This is a genomic window from Rufibacter sp. XAAS-G3-1, assembly GCF_013623775.1.
In the GTDB taxonomy this organism is placed as follows: Bacteria; Bacteroidota; Bacteroidia; order Cytophagales; family Hymenobacteraceae; genus Nibribacter.
This window is the reverse complement of record NZ_JABFAM010000007.1, coordinates 191047-206186: the sequence shown is the minus strand read 5'-3', so window position 1 is coordinate 206186 and position 15140 is coordinate 191047. Positions and strand designations below refer to the sequence as shown.

Here is a 15140-nt window from a genome sequence, read left to right as displayed (position 1 = left end):
AATAATGCTTTTCAGATGCTTTTCTGTTATGTCGCGTACTGGGTTTTTCCTTCTTCTTCTACTCACGCAGGTTCTTGGTTTCTCCGCCGCCGGACAGAACAAACCCGCCCTGCGCCTACAGCAACGGCCGGTTTCTGACTCGCTCCGGAAAAAAGCCCCCCAAGCCGAAGTCGCCCTGGATTTCCCTAACATCAACCGCATTCCTTATTACTACCACAAAGCCAAGTATGCCACCATCCTGAAACTGGAGAAGAAAAAAGCCTGGGACAAGGTGCTTCCTCTGCTGGCGGAGTATGTTGGTAACTTCGGGATTGACAATTTTTATAAAGATACAAAACTTCTCTGGCGTTTGGGGCAGCTTTATGAAAGGCTGGGGCAACGGGAGAAAGCAATAGCTTGCTACCGCTTGGTTTTGAAGCACCACCGCACCGACATTAGGCAGGTGCAGCAGTACTATGACTCGCTGGAAAAGAAAAACCAAGACCTGTACGTACCGCTGCACTACTACTATGAACTGGTGGAGTACCGCAAATCTGTGGCTACGTTCAAGCCTCCGCGCGGCGTGTACACCAACATGGGCGATGCCATCAATTCCAAAGCTGAAGACTACGGCCCGGCCGTTCGTTCAGACGAGGAACTGTTCATTTACACCTCGCGCCGCAAAGGCGTGAAAGCCACCGGCACCGATGAAGACCTGTACTTCTCCCGCTTTGAGAATGGGTTCTGGCACGAGGGCGAACCGTTTGGCAAACCCATCAACAGCATGTACAACGAAGGCTCGGCCTGCCTCAGCCGCGACGGCAAAACCCTTTACTTTGCCCGCTGCGAAAGCCCCGATGGCTTGGGCAACTGCGATATTTACTCTGCCACCCGCCTGGCCGATGGTTCCTGGGGCCAACTCAGGAACCTGGGTGCCAACGTGAACAGCAGATCCTGGGATTCACAGCCTACGCTTTCGCCGCAGGAAGATACGCTCTACTTTGCCTCTGACCGTCTGGGCGGTTTTGGCATGTCTGACCTCTATTTCACCTACAAAGGCAAAAACGGACAATGGGCCCCGGCCCAGAACCTGGGCCCCGTGGTGAATACCCGCGAAAGTGAGGTAAGCCCTTATTTCCACCCGCTGTACCAGGTTTTGTACTTCAGCTCGCGGGGACAATTGCTCAACTTCGGGGACTTTGACATCTATAAAGCCTACCGCATCAACGGCCACTGGCAGGAACCCCGCAACATTGGCCCCTTGGTGAACGGCAAAGGCAGTGAGTACTATTTCACCATCAACGCCAATTCCACCAACCTGTACTACGCCCGCTCAGAGCCCACCAACCTCAAGAACCTGGATCTGTACTCGTTTCCGCTGCCCATGGAGGCGCACCCGCTGGCCGTCACCAAACTCACGGGTGTCTTGATGGACTCAGTCACCAACAAACCCCTGAACGGCATTATCTCCATCATTGACCTGGACAACGGCATTGAGGTGGCCTCCAAGTACCTGCGCGAAGACGGCTCCTTTGACTTCGACCTCATTGACAACAGCCGCTACATGATGCTCATTCAGAGCCCCGACTTTTTCTCTATTGAACAGGAGATCAACCTGAAAGAAGATTCTGTGATCAAGATCATGACCAGCCTCATTGACTACAGCATTCCGCTTATCTTCAAGAACCTGGAGTTTGATGAGGGCAAGGCCGAAATAAAAGAGGCCATGAAGCCCACCCTAGACCGCATTGTGCTGTTCCTGGTAGACCATCCGCAGTTAAAACTCAGCATTGAAGGCCACACCGATGCCAGCGGCAACCCCGATGCCAACCTGGAACTCTCCCAATGGCGCGCCCTTTCCATCCAGAAGTACCTGGAGGACAAAGGCAAACTCGCCCCCGGCCGCATTGAGGCCGTAGGCAAAGGCAGCTCAGAACCCATCAAACCCGAACTCACCGTGGAAGACCGTGCCGTGAACCGCCGCGTGGAATTCAAACTGATCAGACCCGCTCCCGGAGCCACTGGCGGAGGTGATTGGTAAGCTCCAGCGTTTTAGGGCTACTTTCCTAAAATCAGCCCCAAAACGCCACTACACCAGGGTGGCACTACGTTAGCAGGCTGTAGGGGCAATCCCTGATGGTTGCCTCTACATCTCAGCACAAACAAAAGGTTATAAACGACAAAAGTGTTTTGAGGCTCTTTCTAGAAAAACAGCCTCAAAACACTTTTTATGTCTTAAGAGCATGCTTAAATTTCATTTTTGCGCTACAAACGGCCATAAAAAGAACCTGCGTTCGCCTTTTTCTCGCCCCGTAGCGCTGCTACGCGGCGAGAAAAACGCTTCCGCAGAACCTTTCTCTGACCATTTTCGCCGGCAAACCTGAAATTTAAACAAGCTCTAACTGATGCTCTTGATTACAGCTTGATGGTGTTTCCTTTCTTATTCCATTTAGGCAATGACGGCAGCGCTGGGGTTCTATCTTCTGGTCTGGGGGCGTCTTTCTTCAATTTTCTGCCGCCCACGTTCACAATAAACCCAATGCTGAAAACGGAGTTACCGGCGGTCATAAAATCGCGGTTCTTCAGCCCGAAGTTGCTGCCGCTGGTGTACTGGAGTTGGATGGAAGGCGTGAGCGTCATGCGGGTGTAGAAGATGGGCTCAAAGAAGATATTGTCCTCCGTGGGTTGTTTGATGTCATTCCGGACAAACTCTCCCATGGTGACATAACTCAACCGTAAGGCGGTGCCGTAGTTCAGGAAGTGCTCATTCCCGAACAGCTTCAGCAGCCGTTTTTTCTTGGAAGAGTAATTCACCTGCATGAAATATTTGTTGAAGGTGGTTTCCTGCCGGTCATAGGTCATGAGGCCTTCTGACGTTTTGTCTTTGTAGGTTCGGTCACTGCTGCCGCGGCCAATACCCGCGTACACTTCCAACACACGGTTCTGGTTAGGCCCAAAGGTGGTAAAGTAGCCGCCGCCCGCCTCTAACAAGTTATGCCTGAAGTCTTTCTTGTCGTTATTGTTGTTCATCATGGCCCCGCTTAGCAGCACGCCCACATGGTCTGTGACGGCATAGGCCGAGTTAAAACTGGCATTGCCCTTTAACGTGATGTGCCCGCTGGTGCTTAACTCTCCTTTGGAGGTTAACATAGGGGTATTAGGCACGTTGGGCATGTACACAGAGGAACAACCAGTGGCCCCCAAACCAACCATGAATCCTACTACCCGAAGAAAGCTTTTTCTCATAAAGTACTCCTAAAATTCAACTCAAACGGCCTCTTCGCTTTCCTCCACCCAACTCTTCTATGAGGCAAAAACAACATTATTCAAATTAACCCCTGCCCCATAAGAAGTGTGAAGACGACCTGTCTTGCTTCCCTATCTGGCAGGTTGATATGGTTCTAATTTATCTAGGGATAAACTCCTTGGCACTAGGTTGCAAAGGTACACGCTTTCGCCGCAACGACTTGCTTGAGCACGTTAAAAAGATGCTGAAAGTAGAGCATACCCCTACGGCCAGTTCCGTGAATTTTCAAAGAAAGCTAGAGGGTTACCGTTTGCTGGGTTTCGCCGGGACGGCAGAGAACGGAGCGTTTTTTGCCAGCCACCTCCAGATTCAGGATGTTGGTCTGATCGTCGAAAATCTCCACTAAAAGGGCATTCTGCACCCACAATTGCCCGGCTGGAACCTTCCCGGCCGGGATTTCCAGGTACAGCCAGACGGCATCAGCCTCTTCCTGCGCGCCCAGGAACTTCTGGGTGGCTCTGGTGCCTTTCACGGCAGAAATGGCTACATGCGCTTGGAGGTACTCGGCCATGAGTTTGTTCACCTTCTCTGAGCGGTCTAACCGGATGGTGGTTTTGTGGCGGCGGCTCAGGGCCTCCTCCAGGTCATCGGCGAAGACGCGCACAGACAGTTCATACGTCTGGTTCTTGGGGTTGTAGCGGGCATCAGTGATGCTGGTGTGGAAGTCATGCGCCCACGCCGCTGCCGGAAGCCAGAGCCCTAGCACTAGTGCCAGCCAAAATGTAGAACCACCTGCTCTTTTCATCATCGTTTTAAACTTCTTCCCATTCTTCCCAAGAAACAGAGAAAGACGCAATTATCTTGCGTCTCCCTTGGCAATTTTTTATCCACAGAATCTAGTTCAACCTCTATAATTAGTTGAATATCAACTTAAAGAAGTCATTAAAGATTGCAAAACCCATCAAACCCAACAGTAACACCATCCCTACTTTCTGGGCGTTCTCCAGGAATTTATCAGAAGGTTTGCGGCCCGAAATAATCTCGTAGGTCAGGAACATGACGTGGCCGCCATCCAAGGCCGGAATTGGCAGGAAGTTCATGAACGCCAACACCATGGAAAGCATGGCCGTGATCGCCCAGAAGTTGACCCAGGAGAAGTTACCGCCAAAGATCTGCGCAATACCTATGGGGCCGCTCAACGCTTTAGACGGAGAAACCTCGGCCCTAAAGATTTTGGCGAAACCTTTGATGTTGGTGGTAATCACCGAGAAGGCTTTTTCAGCGCCGGCGGGAATAGAGGCCAATAAACTGTATTCGCGGGTGGCCCGGGGCAATAACAACTTAGGGTAAAAGCCCAGGGTACCGTCTTGGTCTACGTTTGTTTTCAACGTCACCGGCTGGCCGTTGCGCTCTACCTGCAGGGCAATGGTTTTGCCTTTGTTGGCCTGCAGGGTTTGTTGGAAATCATGGAAAAACTGAACGGGTTGGTTGCCTACCTGCGTGATGCGGTCGCCGGGCTGCAGGCCCGCCGCAGAGGCCGGGCTTTTGGCCTTGACAGAGGCTACCTCAAAGGGTTCGCGGGCCATAATGAAGCCTACCTTATTGCCGTCGGCTAGTTTGTCAATGAGGTTAGAAGGCACGGGTACCTGCACTTGCTGCCCGTTGCGCTCTACGGTGTAAGAACCGTTCTGCCCCAGCAACACATCGGGGCTGTAGACCTCCTGGAATTCAACCAGCGGCTTTCCGTTCACGGCCACAATTTTGTCGCCGTCGCGCAGGCCCATCTGCTCGCCAATCTCGTTGGTCTCAATACCGTATTGCACGTCTTTGGCCAACAGGTAACTCTCGCCGTACATGTACGTAAGCGCGGCGAAGATGATGATACCGGTGATTACGTTGAAGATAATGCCGCCCATCATGACAATGAGGCGCTGCCAGGCCGGTTTGGCCCTGAATTCCCACGGCTCCGGTTCCTGGTTGAGGGTGGCCGTGTCCAAAGACTCGTCTATCATGCCCGAGATTTTCACGAAGCCGCCCAGCGGAATCAGGCCAATCATGTACTCGGTCTCTCCTATCTGCTTGCTTACCAGTTTGGGCGGAAACCCGATGGCGTACTTCTCCACGCGCATCCCAAACCATTTGGCCGTAAGCATGTGGCCCAATTCATGTATTCCTACCAAGATGGTCAGGCCCAGAATTAACTGGCCGGCCATTACTAATGCTTCCATTTACTGTGTTTATAAGGTCTATCCCAAGGCAATGAAGAACTGCCCGGCAGTATTTAGTCGATTGTTTTGAAATAAGATTACGCCTGCAGCAGGCTTAAGGCCAGTTGACGCGCCTCTTTATCGGTTTGCACGTAGTCGTCCAAAGAAGGCGTGGCAATATACGCAACTTTAGCGAGACAGTCAGAGATGAGGTCAGACATCTCCAAAAAGCCTACCTCTTCCCGCAGAAACGCCGCCACCGCCACTTCATTGGCCGCATTCAAGATACAAGGCGCGTTTCCGCCTTTTTCCATGGCTTCAAAGGCCAAACCTAAGTTGCGGAACGTCTCCAGATCTGGCCGCTCAAACGTAAGCTGCGGATAGTTCAGGAAATTGAACCGGGGGAAAGCGGATTTCAGGCGGTTGGGGTAGTTCAAGGCGTACTGGATCGGCAATTTCATGTCTGGCAGCCCCATTTGCGCCTTCAAAGAACCGTCCTCAAACTGAACGAGCGAATGCACAATAGATTGCGGGTGCACCACTACTTCTATCTGATCATTGCGCAACCCGAAGAGCCATTTGGCCTCAATCACCTCCAGCCCTTTGTTCATGAGCGAGGCCGAGTCAATGGTGATTTTGGCGCCCATTTCCCAGTTAGGGTGCTTTAGCGCCTGCGCTCTGGTCACCGTTTGCAGATACTCCTGGTTCTTGCCCCTGAACGGCCCGCCCGAAGCGGTTAAGATGATTTTCTCAATTGGGTTATGGAACTCACCGGCCAGGCACTGAAAAATAGCGCTGTGCTCAGAGTCTACCGGATAAATGTTCACGCCTTTCTCTCGGGCCAGTTGCGTGATCATCTCCCCAGCCACCACCAAGGTTTCCTTGTTCGCGAGCGCGATGGTTTTACCGGCCTCAATGGCTTTGATGGTGGGTTGTAAGCCCGCATAGCCCACCATGGCGGTGAGCACAATGTCAACGGTGTCCATCTGCACCACGCTGTTCACGGCGTTCATGCCCGCATACACTTTGATGGGATGCGATGACAACGCGTCACGCACTTGCTCATACAGGCATTCCTGCGTGATCACCACCGCATTGGGCTGAAACGCGATGGCCTGGGTAATCAAAAGATCGGCGTTGGAATGGGCGGTGAGCACCTCCACCTCAAACGCATCTGGCTGGCCCTGTATCACCTCCAGCGTCTGCGTCCCAATGGAGCCCGTGGAGCCAAGAATGGCTACTCGTTTCTTCATGTAATCTTCTTTAAGCCATTTTAGGCTTGTTTTTACAAAATTAGGCTAAAAACGGGAGGGAACTAGCGCTGGGCGCGATTTCAGGAACCGTGCCAAGAGCTTATTCATTCTTTGCCCGGGCGTGGCTGCACCATGAAGCCTGCTGTAATTCCACCCGGTGTTTTTGTGAGGTAGCCCCCACGTCCTTCACCTGTTTTAGGGCTGGTTTTGGGAAAATAGGCGTTAAACGGGTGTTCATTTGGCGTCTATCTCTTTCAGGATCAGTTTGTCAATCTTGCTGCCGTCCAGATCCACTATCTCTACCTCTACGCCGTTGTGGACAAACTTCTCGCCCACGGCGGGGAGGCCGTTGAGGAAGTGAAGCACAAAGCCAGCCACTGTTTCATATTCGCCGGGATTCTTCTTGATGAATTCCCGCTTCAGTTTTTTATTCAGCTCCCGTACAGGAAGGGAACCGCTCACCAGGTATGAATGATCCTCTCTGCGCACGAAGTTTGTCTCCCGTTCTTCGTCTATATCTGGGATATCGCCCACAATGGCCTCCAGAATGTCATGCAGCGTGATGATTCCCTCCACAGACCCAAACTCATCTACCACCACCCCCAGGTACTGTTTATGTTTTCTGAACAGGGCCAACACCGCACTGGCGTACATGGTCTCTGGCACGTACAGCGGCTCTTTGAGCAGCGTGGTCAGCGGGGCCCGTTGGTTTAAGAGGTTTTCATAGAAGTCTTTGGCGTTCAGGATGCCCAACACCTGGTCTTGGGAGCGGTCATACACCGGAAACTTGGAGTGCGCGCTCACGTGCAGCTTGTGGTTGATCACTTCAAAAGAATCTTGCAGGTTCACCCATTCTACCTCCATGCGGTGCGTTTTAAGGTGCTTGGCTTTCTGCTCTGCGTAGTGGAAAATATTCTGGTGTAGGTCGGTCTCCTCTTTGGCCAGCACCCCTTGCCTGCCGGCGGTTTTGATGATCTGCCGCAGTTCCTCTTCAGACAGTTTCTCCTCTTCGGGTGCTTTGATGCGCAGCAGTTTGATGACCACGTTGGTAGACAGAGACAGCAGCTTGACCAGCGGAAGGGTGCCTTTGGTGAAGATTTTGATAATGGGGGCCACAAACAGCGCTATGGCTTCGCTGTTGCCCATGGCCAGCGTTTTAGGGATCAGTTCGCCAATGACAATGGAAAAGTAGGTAATCAGCCCAATCACCACCACCACCGACAGGGTGTTGGCATAAGGAGCCAGAAAGGAAACCTGCTCCAGCACCACCCGCATGTCATCTGAGAGCGCCGCCCCGCCGTAGGCCCCCAGCACCACTCCAATCAACGTGATGCCCACCTGCACCGCCGACAGGAAATCCTCGGGTTCATCCAGCAAATCCAACACGGTTTGGGCGCTTTTACTGCCTTCCTGGGCTTTCCGCTTCATCCGGTCTTTCCGCACGGAGATGATGGAGATTTCAGAAAGGGCGAAAAAACCGTTTAATAGAGTTAAAATAACAAGAATGAGGATTTCCATAATGAGGGATCAGTTGCTAAAAATTACCCGACCACTTCCAACAAACCATCGGCGAGGGTACGGTCATTGCTCAGCCGGGGCACTTTGTTCTGCCCGCCTAATTTGCCCTGGCGCTTCATGTACTGCTGGAAAGCATTAGGGGGCAAGGCCGTCACTTGCAGGTTGGCCAGGATGTTGCCCGAAATCAGGTCATCATAATAGCTGTTGCGGCGGCGCAGGTGCCAGTTAATGGCCTTGGCAAACCGCTCTGGCTCATGCGGCGGCGTATCAAAGGCAATAAACCACTCGTGGTAAGAGGCTCCTTCGCCCTGGCTTACGTAAGGCGCCACGGTAAACTCGGTCACGGCTACTTCGGGGAACTCGGCCATGGCGTCTTGCAGCGCCCCCTCCACTTCCTCACCAATCACGTGTTCGCCAAACGCCGAGATAAAGTGTTTCAGGCGGCCGCTTACCACCAGTTTATGCGGGAACAGCGAGGTGAATTTCACCGTGTCGCCAATGGAGTAGCCCCACAGCCCGGCGTTGCTGTTTATGATGAGCGCGTAGTTTACGCCGGTTTTCACCTCGCCCAGGGTGAGGCGGCGCGGGTTGGGTTGGTGGAATTCCTCGGCGGGGATAAACTCGTAGAAGATGCCGCTGTTGGCTAACAAAAGGAGTCCGGGGGCATCCTGCTGATTCTGGAACGCGAAAAAGCCCTCTGAGGCGGGGAAAGTCTCAATGGAATCAATTTTGCGCCCAATGCTCTCATACAACTTAGCCCGGTACGGGGCAAAGTTCACGCCGCCGTACACAAAGAGGTTAAAATCTGGGAACACGTCTTTGATGGGCTTGCCGGTGCGGGCCATGATTTTGTCAAAATACATCTGCACCCACGGCGGAATACCCGAGATAAGCGTCATGCGCTGCTCCATGGTCTCATTCACAATGGCCTCCAGCTTGGTTTCCCAATCTTCCAGGCAGTTGGTCTCATAACAGGGCATCTGGTTTGTGCGCAGATAGCCCGGCACGTGGTGGTTCACTATACCCGAAAGCCGACCGGTATTGATGCCGTTGACCTGCTCCAGCACCGGACTGCCGCTCAGGAAAATGAGTTTGCCGTCCAGAAACTGTGACTTGCCGGTTTCATGGATATAATTTAAGAGCGCGTTCCTGGCCCCGTTGATGTGGTTTGGGATAGAGTCTTTGGTGATGGGAATGTACTTGGTGCCCGAGGTGGTGCCCGACGTTTTGGCGAAATACAGCGGCAATCCCGGCCAGAGCACATCCCGCTCCCCTTGCTTCAACCGGTCAAAGTACGGGCGCAGGGCCTCGTAATCGCGCACGGGTACGGCTTGGGCTAATTCCTGGGGGCTCTGAATGTCCTTGAAATAATGGTCTTTCCCGAAGGCGGTATTGGCCGCTTTGCGGATGATTGACTGAAACACCTCCTGCTGAGCCTGGGCGGGCCTCTCCATCCAGCTTTGCTGTTGGGCGTGCACCCACGCCGCCAAAGGTTTACTCAAGAACGCTTTTATTCCCATGTAGACTGTTTGCTAGTGACCGGATAAGGCGGAAAACCTCTAAAAACGCCGGGAGCGCCTCAGGTTTCCGCCTGTGGAATTCAGTAAAGATAGCAATCTTCTGTAAGTTCTTTTCTGCCGGGCTTTCTTTTGCATGTTAGGGTGTCTCCGGAAAATCATAGGTAAGAGCATGTTTAGAATGTGTTTCGTGCTGCAAACGGGCATAGGGAGAACTTGCGTTTGCGCTTTAAATCGCTTGATGGGTGCACGTCTTTTGCTGTTGCCTTGGCTTGTATGCTTGGTGCGCGGGCATGAGCAGGTGCATGCAGTCTGCTGTTCCCTTGGCTTTCCTGTTTGTTCCGTGGGTGCAGGTGCGGCTCTTTGCATAGCTTCCGCTAAGCGCTCGGGGAAGACTGGAACTGGGGAAAGTAAGTAATGACGGTACTAAAAGTAGTAAAGGTAGTAGCGGTTATTGGCAGTAGTGCCCCTATTCTACTGCAAAGGCGTATTCCCCTCCTCAGAGGGGTTGGGGTGGGTTCTGGCGCTCCACCGTCTCCCTCCAAGGCGCACCAATCATGCAAGAGGGGTATTACCTTGGTTGTTTTAGCTTATGATGTCAAAAATAAAAACAAGCTCTAAAACAGAAGTTAGGCAGTGATTTCAAGGGGGTTTCCTGTATTTCTATCGGTTCAGTTTACGTCTGGACACTACTGCCTTAAAACCAAACAAGCTATTTTCTAGTAACTTGAAGGATAACAAACCCAAATCCACAAAAACTATGGCAAATAACACAGGTACAGGCGTCTGGGAAGGCGGCCTGAAAGACGGAAAAGGCACCGTATCTACCCAAAGTGGCACCTTAGATGTCCGCTACTCTTTTGGCACCCGCTTTGAGGAGGATGTTACCGGCACCAATCCAGAGGAATTGGTGGGGGCGGCGCACGCAGGCTGCTTCTCTATGTTTTTGAGCAGCCTTCTGGAAGGGGCCGGCAAAAAAGCTACTTCGGTAAGAACCCAAGCCAAAGTCCATCTGGGGCAGGAAAACGGGCCCTTCATCCGCAAGATTGATCTAACCACCCAGGTGGAAGCCCCCGGCCTGTCTGACGATGAGCTGCAAGAGCTGGCCCAGAAAGCCAAGGAAGGCTGCCCCATTTCCCGGGCCTTGGCCTCTGTGCCCGAAATGACGTTGAAGGCTACCTTGAAAGGCGCTTAGCCTCATTACCATGTCCCGGAACTGGTATCATATTTTCACTATCTTTGCCCAATAATTTTATTGCATGAGATCATTGGCTAGGGTTGGGTTGCGGCCGTCACGCGACCACAAGATTTCCTTCGGGGTACAGTTGGCGTTGGTACTGCTGTGGATGACGTACGGATTGTTCCTTATTTTCACGGAACCCGAAAATGCCGCGAATGACCGCCATTTTATCCATTACGTGTTCCTGGTTCTGGCCTTTGGCTACCTCCTGTTCATTCTGGCGCAGAACACGTCGGTGTTCGGCACACAGTCTTACCTGGAGATCACGCCAGCCTACGTGGTAGAGAAGCGGGGACATTTCAAGAAGAAGATCGCCATTCCCCTGCAGGATGTTCTGGGCATTAGCCTGAACAACGCCTTAGCCCGTTTCACGATGCGTGATGGCACCAAGTGCCAGGTGAACCTTAAACTGATCAGCTCCCGCAAGAGCCAACAGATTGTCAAAGCCAGAATTCTGGAAGTAGCCGAAAAACACGCCATTCCGGTCACTGACACTTCTACTTCTATCCGCAGATAAATCCGTTTAGGGGCTTATTTCCCTAAAACAGGCCAAAAACAGAAGCGGCCGCTCTTTGCAGAGTGGCCGCTTCTGTTTTTGGCCTGTTTTATCAAAAACTCAATGAAAAGCGTGAAATGCTTAGTTCAGGTTTGGCTGAGGGGTAAGACGAAGATAAGGTTTTACCACTACGTGCCCTTTCGGGAACTTGGCTTCTACTTCTTCCTGCTTCACCGAGGGCAGAATCACGCAGTCCTGGCCGTTTTCCCAGTTAGCCGGAGTGGCTACGCTGTGGTTGGCGGTTAATTGCAAAGAATCAATCACGCGCAGGATCTCGGCGAAATTGCGTCCGGTAGAGGCCGGATACGTAAAGATCAGTTTCACTTTCTTGTCTGGCCCAATAATGAACACCGACCGCACCGTGAAAGTATCGCTGGCGTTGGGGTGAATCATGTCATACAAATCAGACACCTTTCTGTCTGAGTCTGCAATGATGGGGAAGTTCACCGTGGTGTTCTGCGTCTCATTGATGTCCTGAATCCAGCCGTGGTGGGAGTCAATGGGATCTACGCTCAAGGCGGCCACTTTCACCCCCCGGCGGTCAAACTCGCCTTTGATTCGGGCCACGGCGCCCAGTTCGGTGGTACAAACCGGAGTATAGTCGCGGGGGTGCGAGAACAACACCGCCCAGCCATCGCCCAGCCATTCATGGAAATGGATGGTGCCTTCTGAGGTTTCTGCGGTAAAATCAGGGGCAATGTCGCCTAATCGTAAAGCCATGGTTTTGTTTTTTCTATTTAGATAAAAGTGAAATACAATAGATTTCTTCCCGCTTAACCCTTAGAGCTTGTTTCAATTTCATCTTTGCGCTGCAAACCTCAAATTTAAACAAGCTCTTAAAACATACCCAAACAGCAGCAGGCCTATAGAATCTCTATAGATGAAGTAGACAAATAAAGAGATCAATTACTGGAAATCCAACTGACAAACAATAAAATTAGTAAGTTGACAAAGAAAGTAGACTTTCACCACCAAGTTCTTCAGTCTTTTGCCCTAGTGGGCAGAGTGGTTTCCCTTTTGAGCCTATTTTTCAGAAAACAGGCCTAAAAGGACTGGAAGACGTTTGTTACCCCGCTGTAGAGACCTAGCACCGCCTTGTCTCTTTCTGCAACGCCCTAAATCTATGCCGGGTCATTCAGGTAAACAAACAGCGACACTGGTAACGTTGAAACCTATTAGCAATGCTTGGGAGACAAGGCCGTGCGTGGTCTCTAGGGGTTCTACCATCACCTCCTCTTCCGTTACTTTCCCCAGTTCCCGTCTTCCCCGAGCGCGCCTCGCTTTTGGCCCTAGACAGACCTCAGCTAAGAGAAGAGAATTTCCCAGGCCGAAAGGGCAGTGCGAGAGGGGAAGACGGGGCCTCGCGGCCGTGAGCGCTTAGCGGAACAGATGAAACAATACAGCACCTGCACCCACGCAACAAATAGCCAAACCTAGGGAACAGCAAAGGCGTGCACCAAAAACTCTTAACAGTACATTAAGAAATGCGCATTAACCCACCCCTACCCTTCCCAAGAGGGGATTTCCTCACTAAGCAGGCAGATGATAAAGTCCAGAAATGAACCATTAGCAGCAATTATTTCTACTAGATACTTCGACTAAGCTCAGAATACCCCACAAAAAAGGCTGTTTCAACCTTCTTTCAGTCAAAACAGCCCCTAAACGGAAACATAAAAGTTAAATCTGGTTGGCCTCTTCCTCCACCACCAACGCAGTAACTTTGGAGAAATCGGCTAGATACGTGGTGTCCAGAATATCACAAGTGGCATCACGAACCCGTTTCATGAGCAAGCGAATCTCACAGGTGGCCTCATCTACGCACTCTTCGCACTTGCGGTAATACAGATGGCTCACGCAGTGCACGGGCGCCAACGGGCCGTCTACCATTCTAATGACGTTGCCCACTGAAATCTGCGCCGGGTCTTTCACCAGGGTATAGCCACCGTTCTTGCCACGGGTACTCTGTACAATCTGCTGCACCTTCAGGTCCACCAGAATGGCTTCCAGGAACTTGCGCGGAATACGCTCAGCGGCGGCAATCTCAGAGATGAGCACCAGACCGCGGTCGTGCTGCTTCGCCAAATAAAGAAGTGCTTTTAGGGCGTACTTGGCTTTTTTTGAAATCATATTAGGGTAGAGAAAAGCGTGATTAAACCGCCTTCACCTTGAACTTCTTCTGCAACTCCTGGATAGAAGCCTTGAATTTTTTGTCGGTATCAATCAGGTCAGAAACGGTCTGTACCGAGTGAATCACCGTAGAATGGTCGCGGCCACCAAAATGGTACCCGATGGACTTGAGCGAGTGGCTGGTGTATTCCTTCGCGAAATACATGGCTACCTGGCGCGCCGTCACAATTTCTTTCTTGCGGGTTTTGGCTTTGAGCGAATCTAAACTTACCTGAAAGTACTCGGCCACGGTTTTCTGGATGAAGTCCAGGTTCACCTCGGTCTCCACATCTTCAATGATGTGTTTCAGGGCTTGTTTGGCCAATTCCAGGTCAATCTCTTTGCGGTTCAAGGAGGACTGCGCTATTAACGAAATCAGCACGCCTTCCAGTTCCCGCACGTTGGTATCTACGCTGTAGGCGAGGTACTCAATCACGTTGTCGGGGATGAGGATTCCGTCACTCTGCATCTTTTTGTAGATGATGGCCATGCGGGTCTCAAAATCCGGGCTCTGCAAATCGGCCGTGAGGCCCCACTTGAAGCGGGACAACAGACGCTCTTCCAGGCCTTTGAGGTCGCGGGGCGGACAGTCTGAGGTCATTACAATCTGCTTTCCGCTTTGGTGCAGGTGGTTGAAGATGTGGAAGAACATCTCCTGGGTTTTCTCCTTGCCGCTCAGGAACTGCACATCGTCAATGATGAGAATGTCCACCAATAAATAGAAATTGGCGAAATCCTGCACGTTGTTCGTCTTCAAAGACTCAATGAACTGGTTCACGAATTTCTCTGACGACACGTACAGCACGAACTTGTCTGGGTTGTTGCTCTTGATGTGGTTGCCTATGGCCTGCACCAGGTGGGTTTTGCCCAAACCTACGCCGCCGTACACCATTAGCGGGTTAAAGGACGTGGTACCGGGTTTGTTGGCCACGGCGTAACCCGCCGAACGGGCCAGGCGGTTGCAGTCTCCCTCTATGTAGTTATCAAAGGTATAGCTGTTGTTCAGCTGTGAGTTGAAGAAGTGCCGGTCAATGGCTTTGGACTCAAACGGGTTCTTCAGGAAGCTACGCTCTGGGCTATAGGAGTTGGAAACGGCGGTAGGTACTTTCTTGGTAGGGATGCTGACGGTCTGCGGTTTGCTGTGGTCGTTGCCCTGGTCTACTATAATAGAGTACTCCAGGCGGCCTTCGCTGCCCAGTTCCTGGAACACCACTTTCTTGAGCAGGCTCACGTAATGTTCCTCCAGCCATTCATAGAAGAATTGGCTGGGTACCTGGATGGTTAATACGTTATTAGCCAAAGACAAGGGCGTAATAGGCTCGAACCACGTCTTGTAGCTCTGCTCGCCGATATTGTCTTTGATAACCTGTAAACAGTTATGCCAGACGGTTATAGAGTCTTTTACCATTAACATCGCTTCTTCCAATCCCGCGTTTAAATGAGTATCGTTTTCTTGA

The 15140-nt window shown here is 51.8% G+C and carries 13 protein-coding genes; 3 read left to right on the top strand and 10 right to left on the bottom strand.

What is annotated here, in order from left to right; all coding sequences use genetic code 11:
* Positions 1–28 precede the first annotated feature (28 nt).
* Positions 29–2020, top strand: coding sequence for an OmpA family protein (locus tag HHO50_RS09435; RefSeq protein ID WP_181305766.1), 1992 nt, complete (start codon positions 29–31; stop codon positions 2018–2020).
* Positions 2021–2394: 374 nt separating this feature from the next.
* Here the strand turns inward: HHO50_RS09435 and HHO50_RS09430 are convergent, their stop codons facing one another.
* The 7 genes from HHO50_RS09430 to HHO50_RS09400 all read right to left on the bottom strand — a co-directional run bounded on the left by HHO50_RS09430 (position 2395) and on the right by HHO50_RS09400 (position 9724).
* Positions 2395–3225, bottom strand: a complete 831-nt coding sequence (locus tag HHO50_RS09430) for a hypothetical protein (RefSeq protein ID WP_219921500.1) — start codon at positions 3223–3225, stop codon at positions 2395–2397.
* Positions 3226–3521: 296 nt separating this feature from the next.
* Positions 3522–4034: a DUF6702 family protein gene (locus HHO50_RS09425; RefSeq protein ID WP_181305765.1), complete on the bottom strand. Its 513-nt coding sequence runs from the start codon at positions 4032–4034 to the stop codon at positions 3522–3524.
* Positions 4035–4140: 106 nt separating this feature from the next.
* On the bottom strand, positions 4141–5454 hold the full coding sequence (rseP, locus tag HHO50_RS09420) for an RIP metalloprotease RseP (RefSeq protein ID WP_181305764.1): 1314 nt from the start codon (positions 5452–5454) through the stop codon (positions 4141–4143).
* A gap of 77 nt (positions 5455–5531) precedes the next feature.
* Positions 5532–6686 carry a 1-deoxy-D-xylulose-5-phosphate reductoisomerase gene (locus HHO50_RS09415; protein WP_181305763.1) on the bottom strand — a complete coding sequence of 385 codons (1155 nt, stop codon included), beginning with the start codon at positions 6684–6686 and terminating at the stop codon, positions 5532–5534.
* 100 nt (positions 6687–6786) lie between these two features.
* Positions 6787–6924: a hypothetical protein gene (locus tag HHO50_RS09410; protein ID WP_181305762.1), complete on the bottom strand. Its 138-nt coding sequence runs from the start codon at positions 6922–6924 to the stop codon at positions 6787–6789.
* Positions 6921–8204, bottom strand: a complete 1284-nt coding sequence (locus tag HHO50_RS09405; protein WP_181305761.1) for a hemolysin family protein — start codon at positions 8202–8204, stop codon at positions 6921–6923. Before HHO50_RS09405 ends, HHO50_RS09410 begins: the two co-directional genes overlap by 4 nt.
* 23 nt (positions 8205–8227) lie before the next feature.
* Positions 8228–9724, bottom strand: a complete 1497-nt coding sequence (locus tag HHO50_RS09400; protein WP_181305760.1) for a GH3 auxin-responsive promoter family protein — start codon at positions 9722–9724, stop codon at positions 8228–8230.
* A gap of 757 nt (positions 9725–10481) precedes the next feature.
* Between HHO50_RS09400 and HHO50_RS09395 the strand changes: the two genes are divergently transcribed.
* Positions 10482–10916 (top strand): OsmC family peroxiredoxin, encoded by a 435-nt coding sequence (locus tag HHO50_RS09395; RefSeq protein WP_181305759.1) that lies wholly within the window; start codon positions 10482–10484, stop codon positions 10914–10916.
* Between the two features lie 64 nt (positions 10917–10980).
* Positions 10981–11478 (top strand): hypothetical protein, encoded by a 498-nt coding sequence (locus tag HHO50_RS09390; protein ID WP_181305758.1) that lies wholly within the window; start codon positions 10981–10983, stop codon positions 11476–11478.
* 120 nt (positions 11479–11598) lie between these two features.
* Here HHO50_RS09390 and HHO50_RS09385 read toward each other — a convergent pair whose 3' ends face one another.
* From HHO50_RS09385 to dnaA, 3 genes are all read right to left on the bottom strand, one after another.
* Positions 11599–12237, bottom strand: a complete 639-nt coding sequence (locus HHO50_RS09385; RefSeq protein ID WP_181305757.1) for a peroxiredoxin — start codon at positions 12235–12237, stop codon at positions 11599–11601.
* Between the two features lie 957 nt (positions 12238–13194).
* Positions 13195–13644: an Rrf2 family transcriptional regulator gene (locus HHO50_RS09380; RefSeq protein ID WP_123125065.1), complete on the bottom strand. Its 450-nt coding sequence runs from the start codon at positions 13642–13644 to the stop codon at positions 13195–13197.
* Between the two features lie 22 nt (positions 13645–13666).
* Positions 13667–15091 (bottom strand): chromosomal replication initiator protein DnaA, encoded by a 1425-nt coding sequence (dnaA, locus tag HHO50_RS09375; protein ID WP_181305756.1) that lies wholly within the window; start codon positions 15089–15091, stop codon positions 13667–13669.
* Positions 15092–15140 lie beyond the last annotated feature (49 nt).

Coding starts and splice junctions, on each gene's coding strand:
- HHO50_RS09400 (WP_181305760.1), bottom strand. CDS start 9,724: ATGGGAATAAAAGCGTTCTTGAGTAAACCTTTGGCGGCGTGGGTGCAC.
- HHO50_RS09390 (WP_181305758.1), top strand. CDS start 10,981: ATGAGATCATTGGCTAGGGTTGGGTTGCGGCCGTCACGCGACCACAAG.
- HHO50_RS09405 (WP_181305761.1), bottom strand. CDS start 8,204: ATGGAAATCCTCATTCTTGTTATTTTAACTCTATTAAACGGTTTTTTC.
- dnaA (WP_181305756.1), bottom strand. CDS start 15,091: ATGGTAAAAGACTCTATAACCGTCTGGCATAACTGTTTACAGGTTATC.
- HHO50_RS09430 (WP_219921500.1), bottom strand. CDS start 3,225: ATGAGAAAAAGCTTTCTTCGGGTAGTAGGATTCATGGTTGGTTTGGGG.
- HHO50_RS09395 (WP_181305759.1), top strand. CDS start 10,482: ATGGCAAATAACACAGGTACAGGCGTCTGGGAAGGCGGCCTGAAAGAC.
- HHO50_RS09410 (WP_181305762.1), bottom strand. CDS start 6,924: ATGAACACCCGTTTAACGCCTATTTTCCCAAAACCAGCCCTAAAACAG.
- HHO50_RS09385 (WP_181305757.1), bottom strand. CDS start 12,237: ATGGCTTTACGATTAGGCGACATTGCCCCTGATTTTACCGCAGAAACC.
- HHO50_RS09425 (WP_181305765.1), bottom strand. CDS start 4,034: ATGATGAAAAGAGCAGGTGGTTCTACATTTTGGCTGGCACTAGTGCTA.
- rseP (WP_181305764.1), bottom strand. CDS start 5,454: ATGGAAGCATTAGTAATGGCCGGCCAGTTAATTCTGGGCCTGACCATC.
- HHO50_RS09435 (WP_181305766.1), top strand. CDS start 29: ATGTCGCGTACTGGGTTTTTCCTTCTTCTTCTACTCACGCAGGTTCTT.
- HHO50_RS09380 (WP_123125065.1), bottom strand. CDS start 13,644: ATGATTTCAAAAAAAGCCAAGTACGCCCTAAAAGCACTTCTTTATTTG.
- HHO50_RS09415 (WP_181305763.1), bottom strand. CDS start 6,686: ATGAAGAAACGAGTAGCCATTCTTGGCTCCACGGGCTCCATTGGGACG.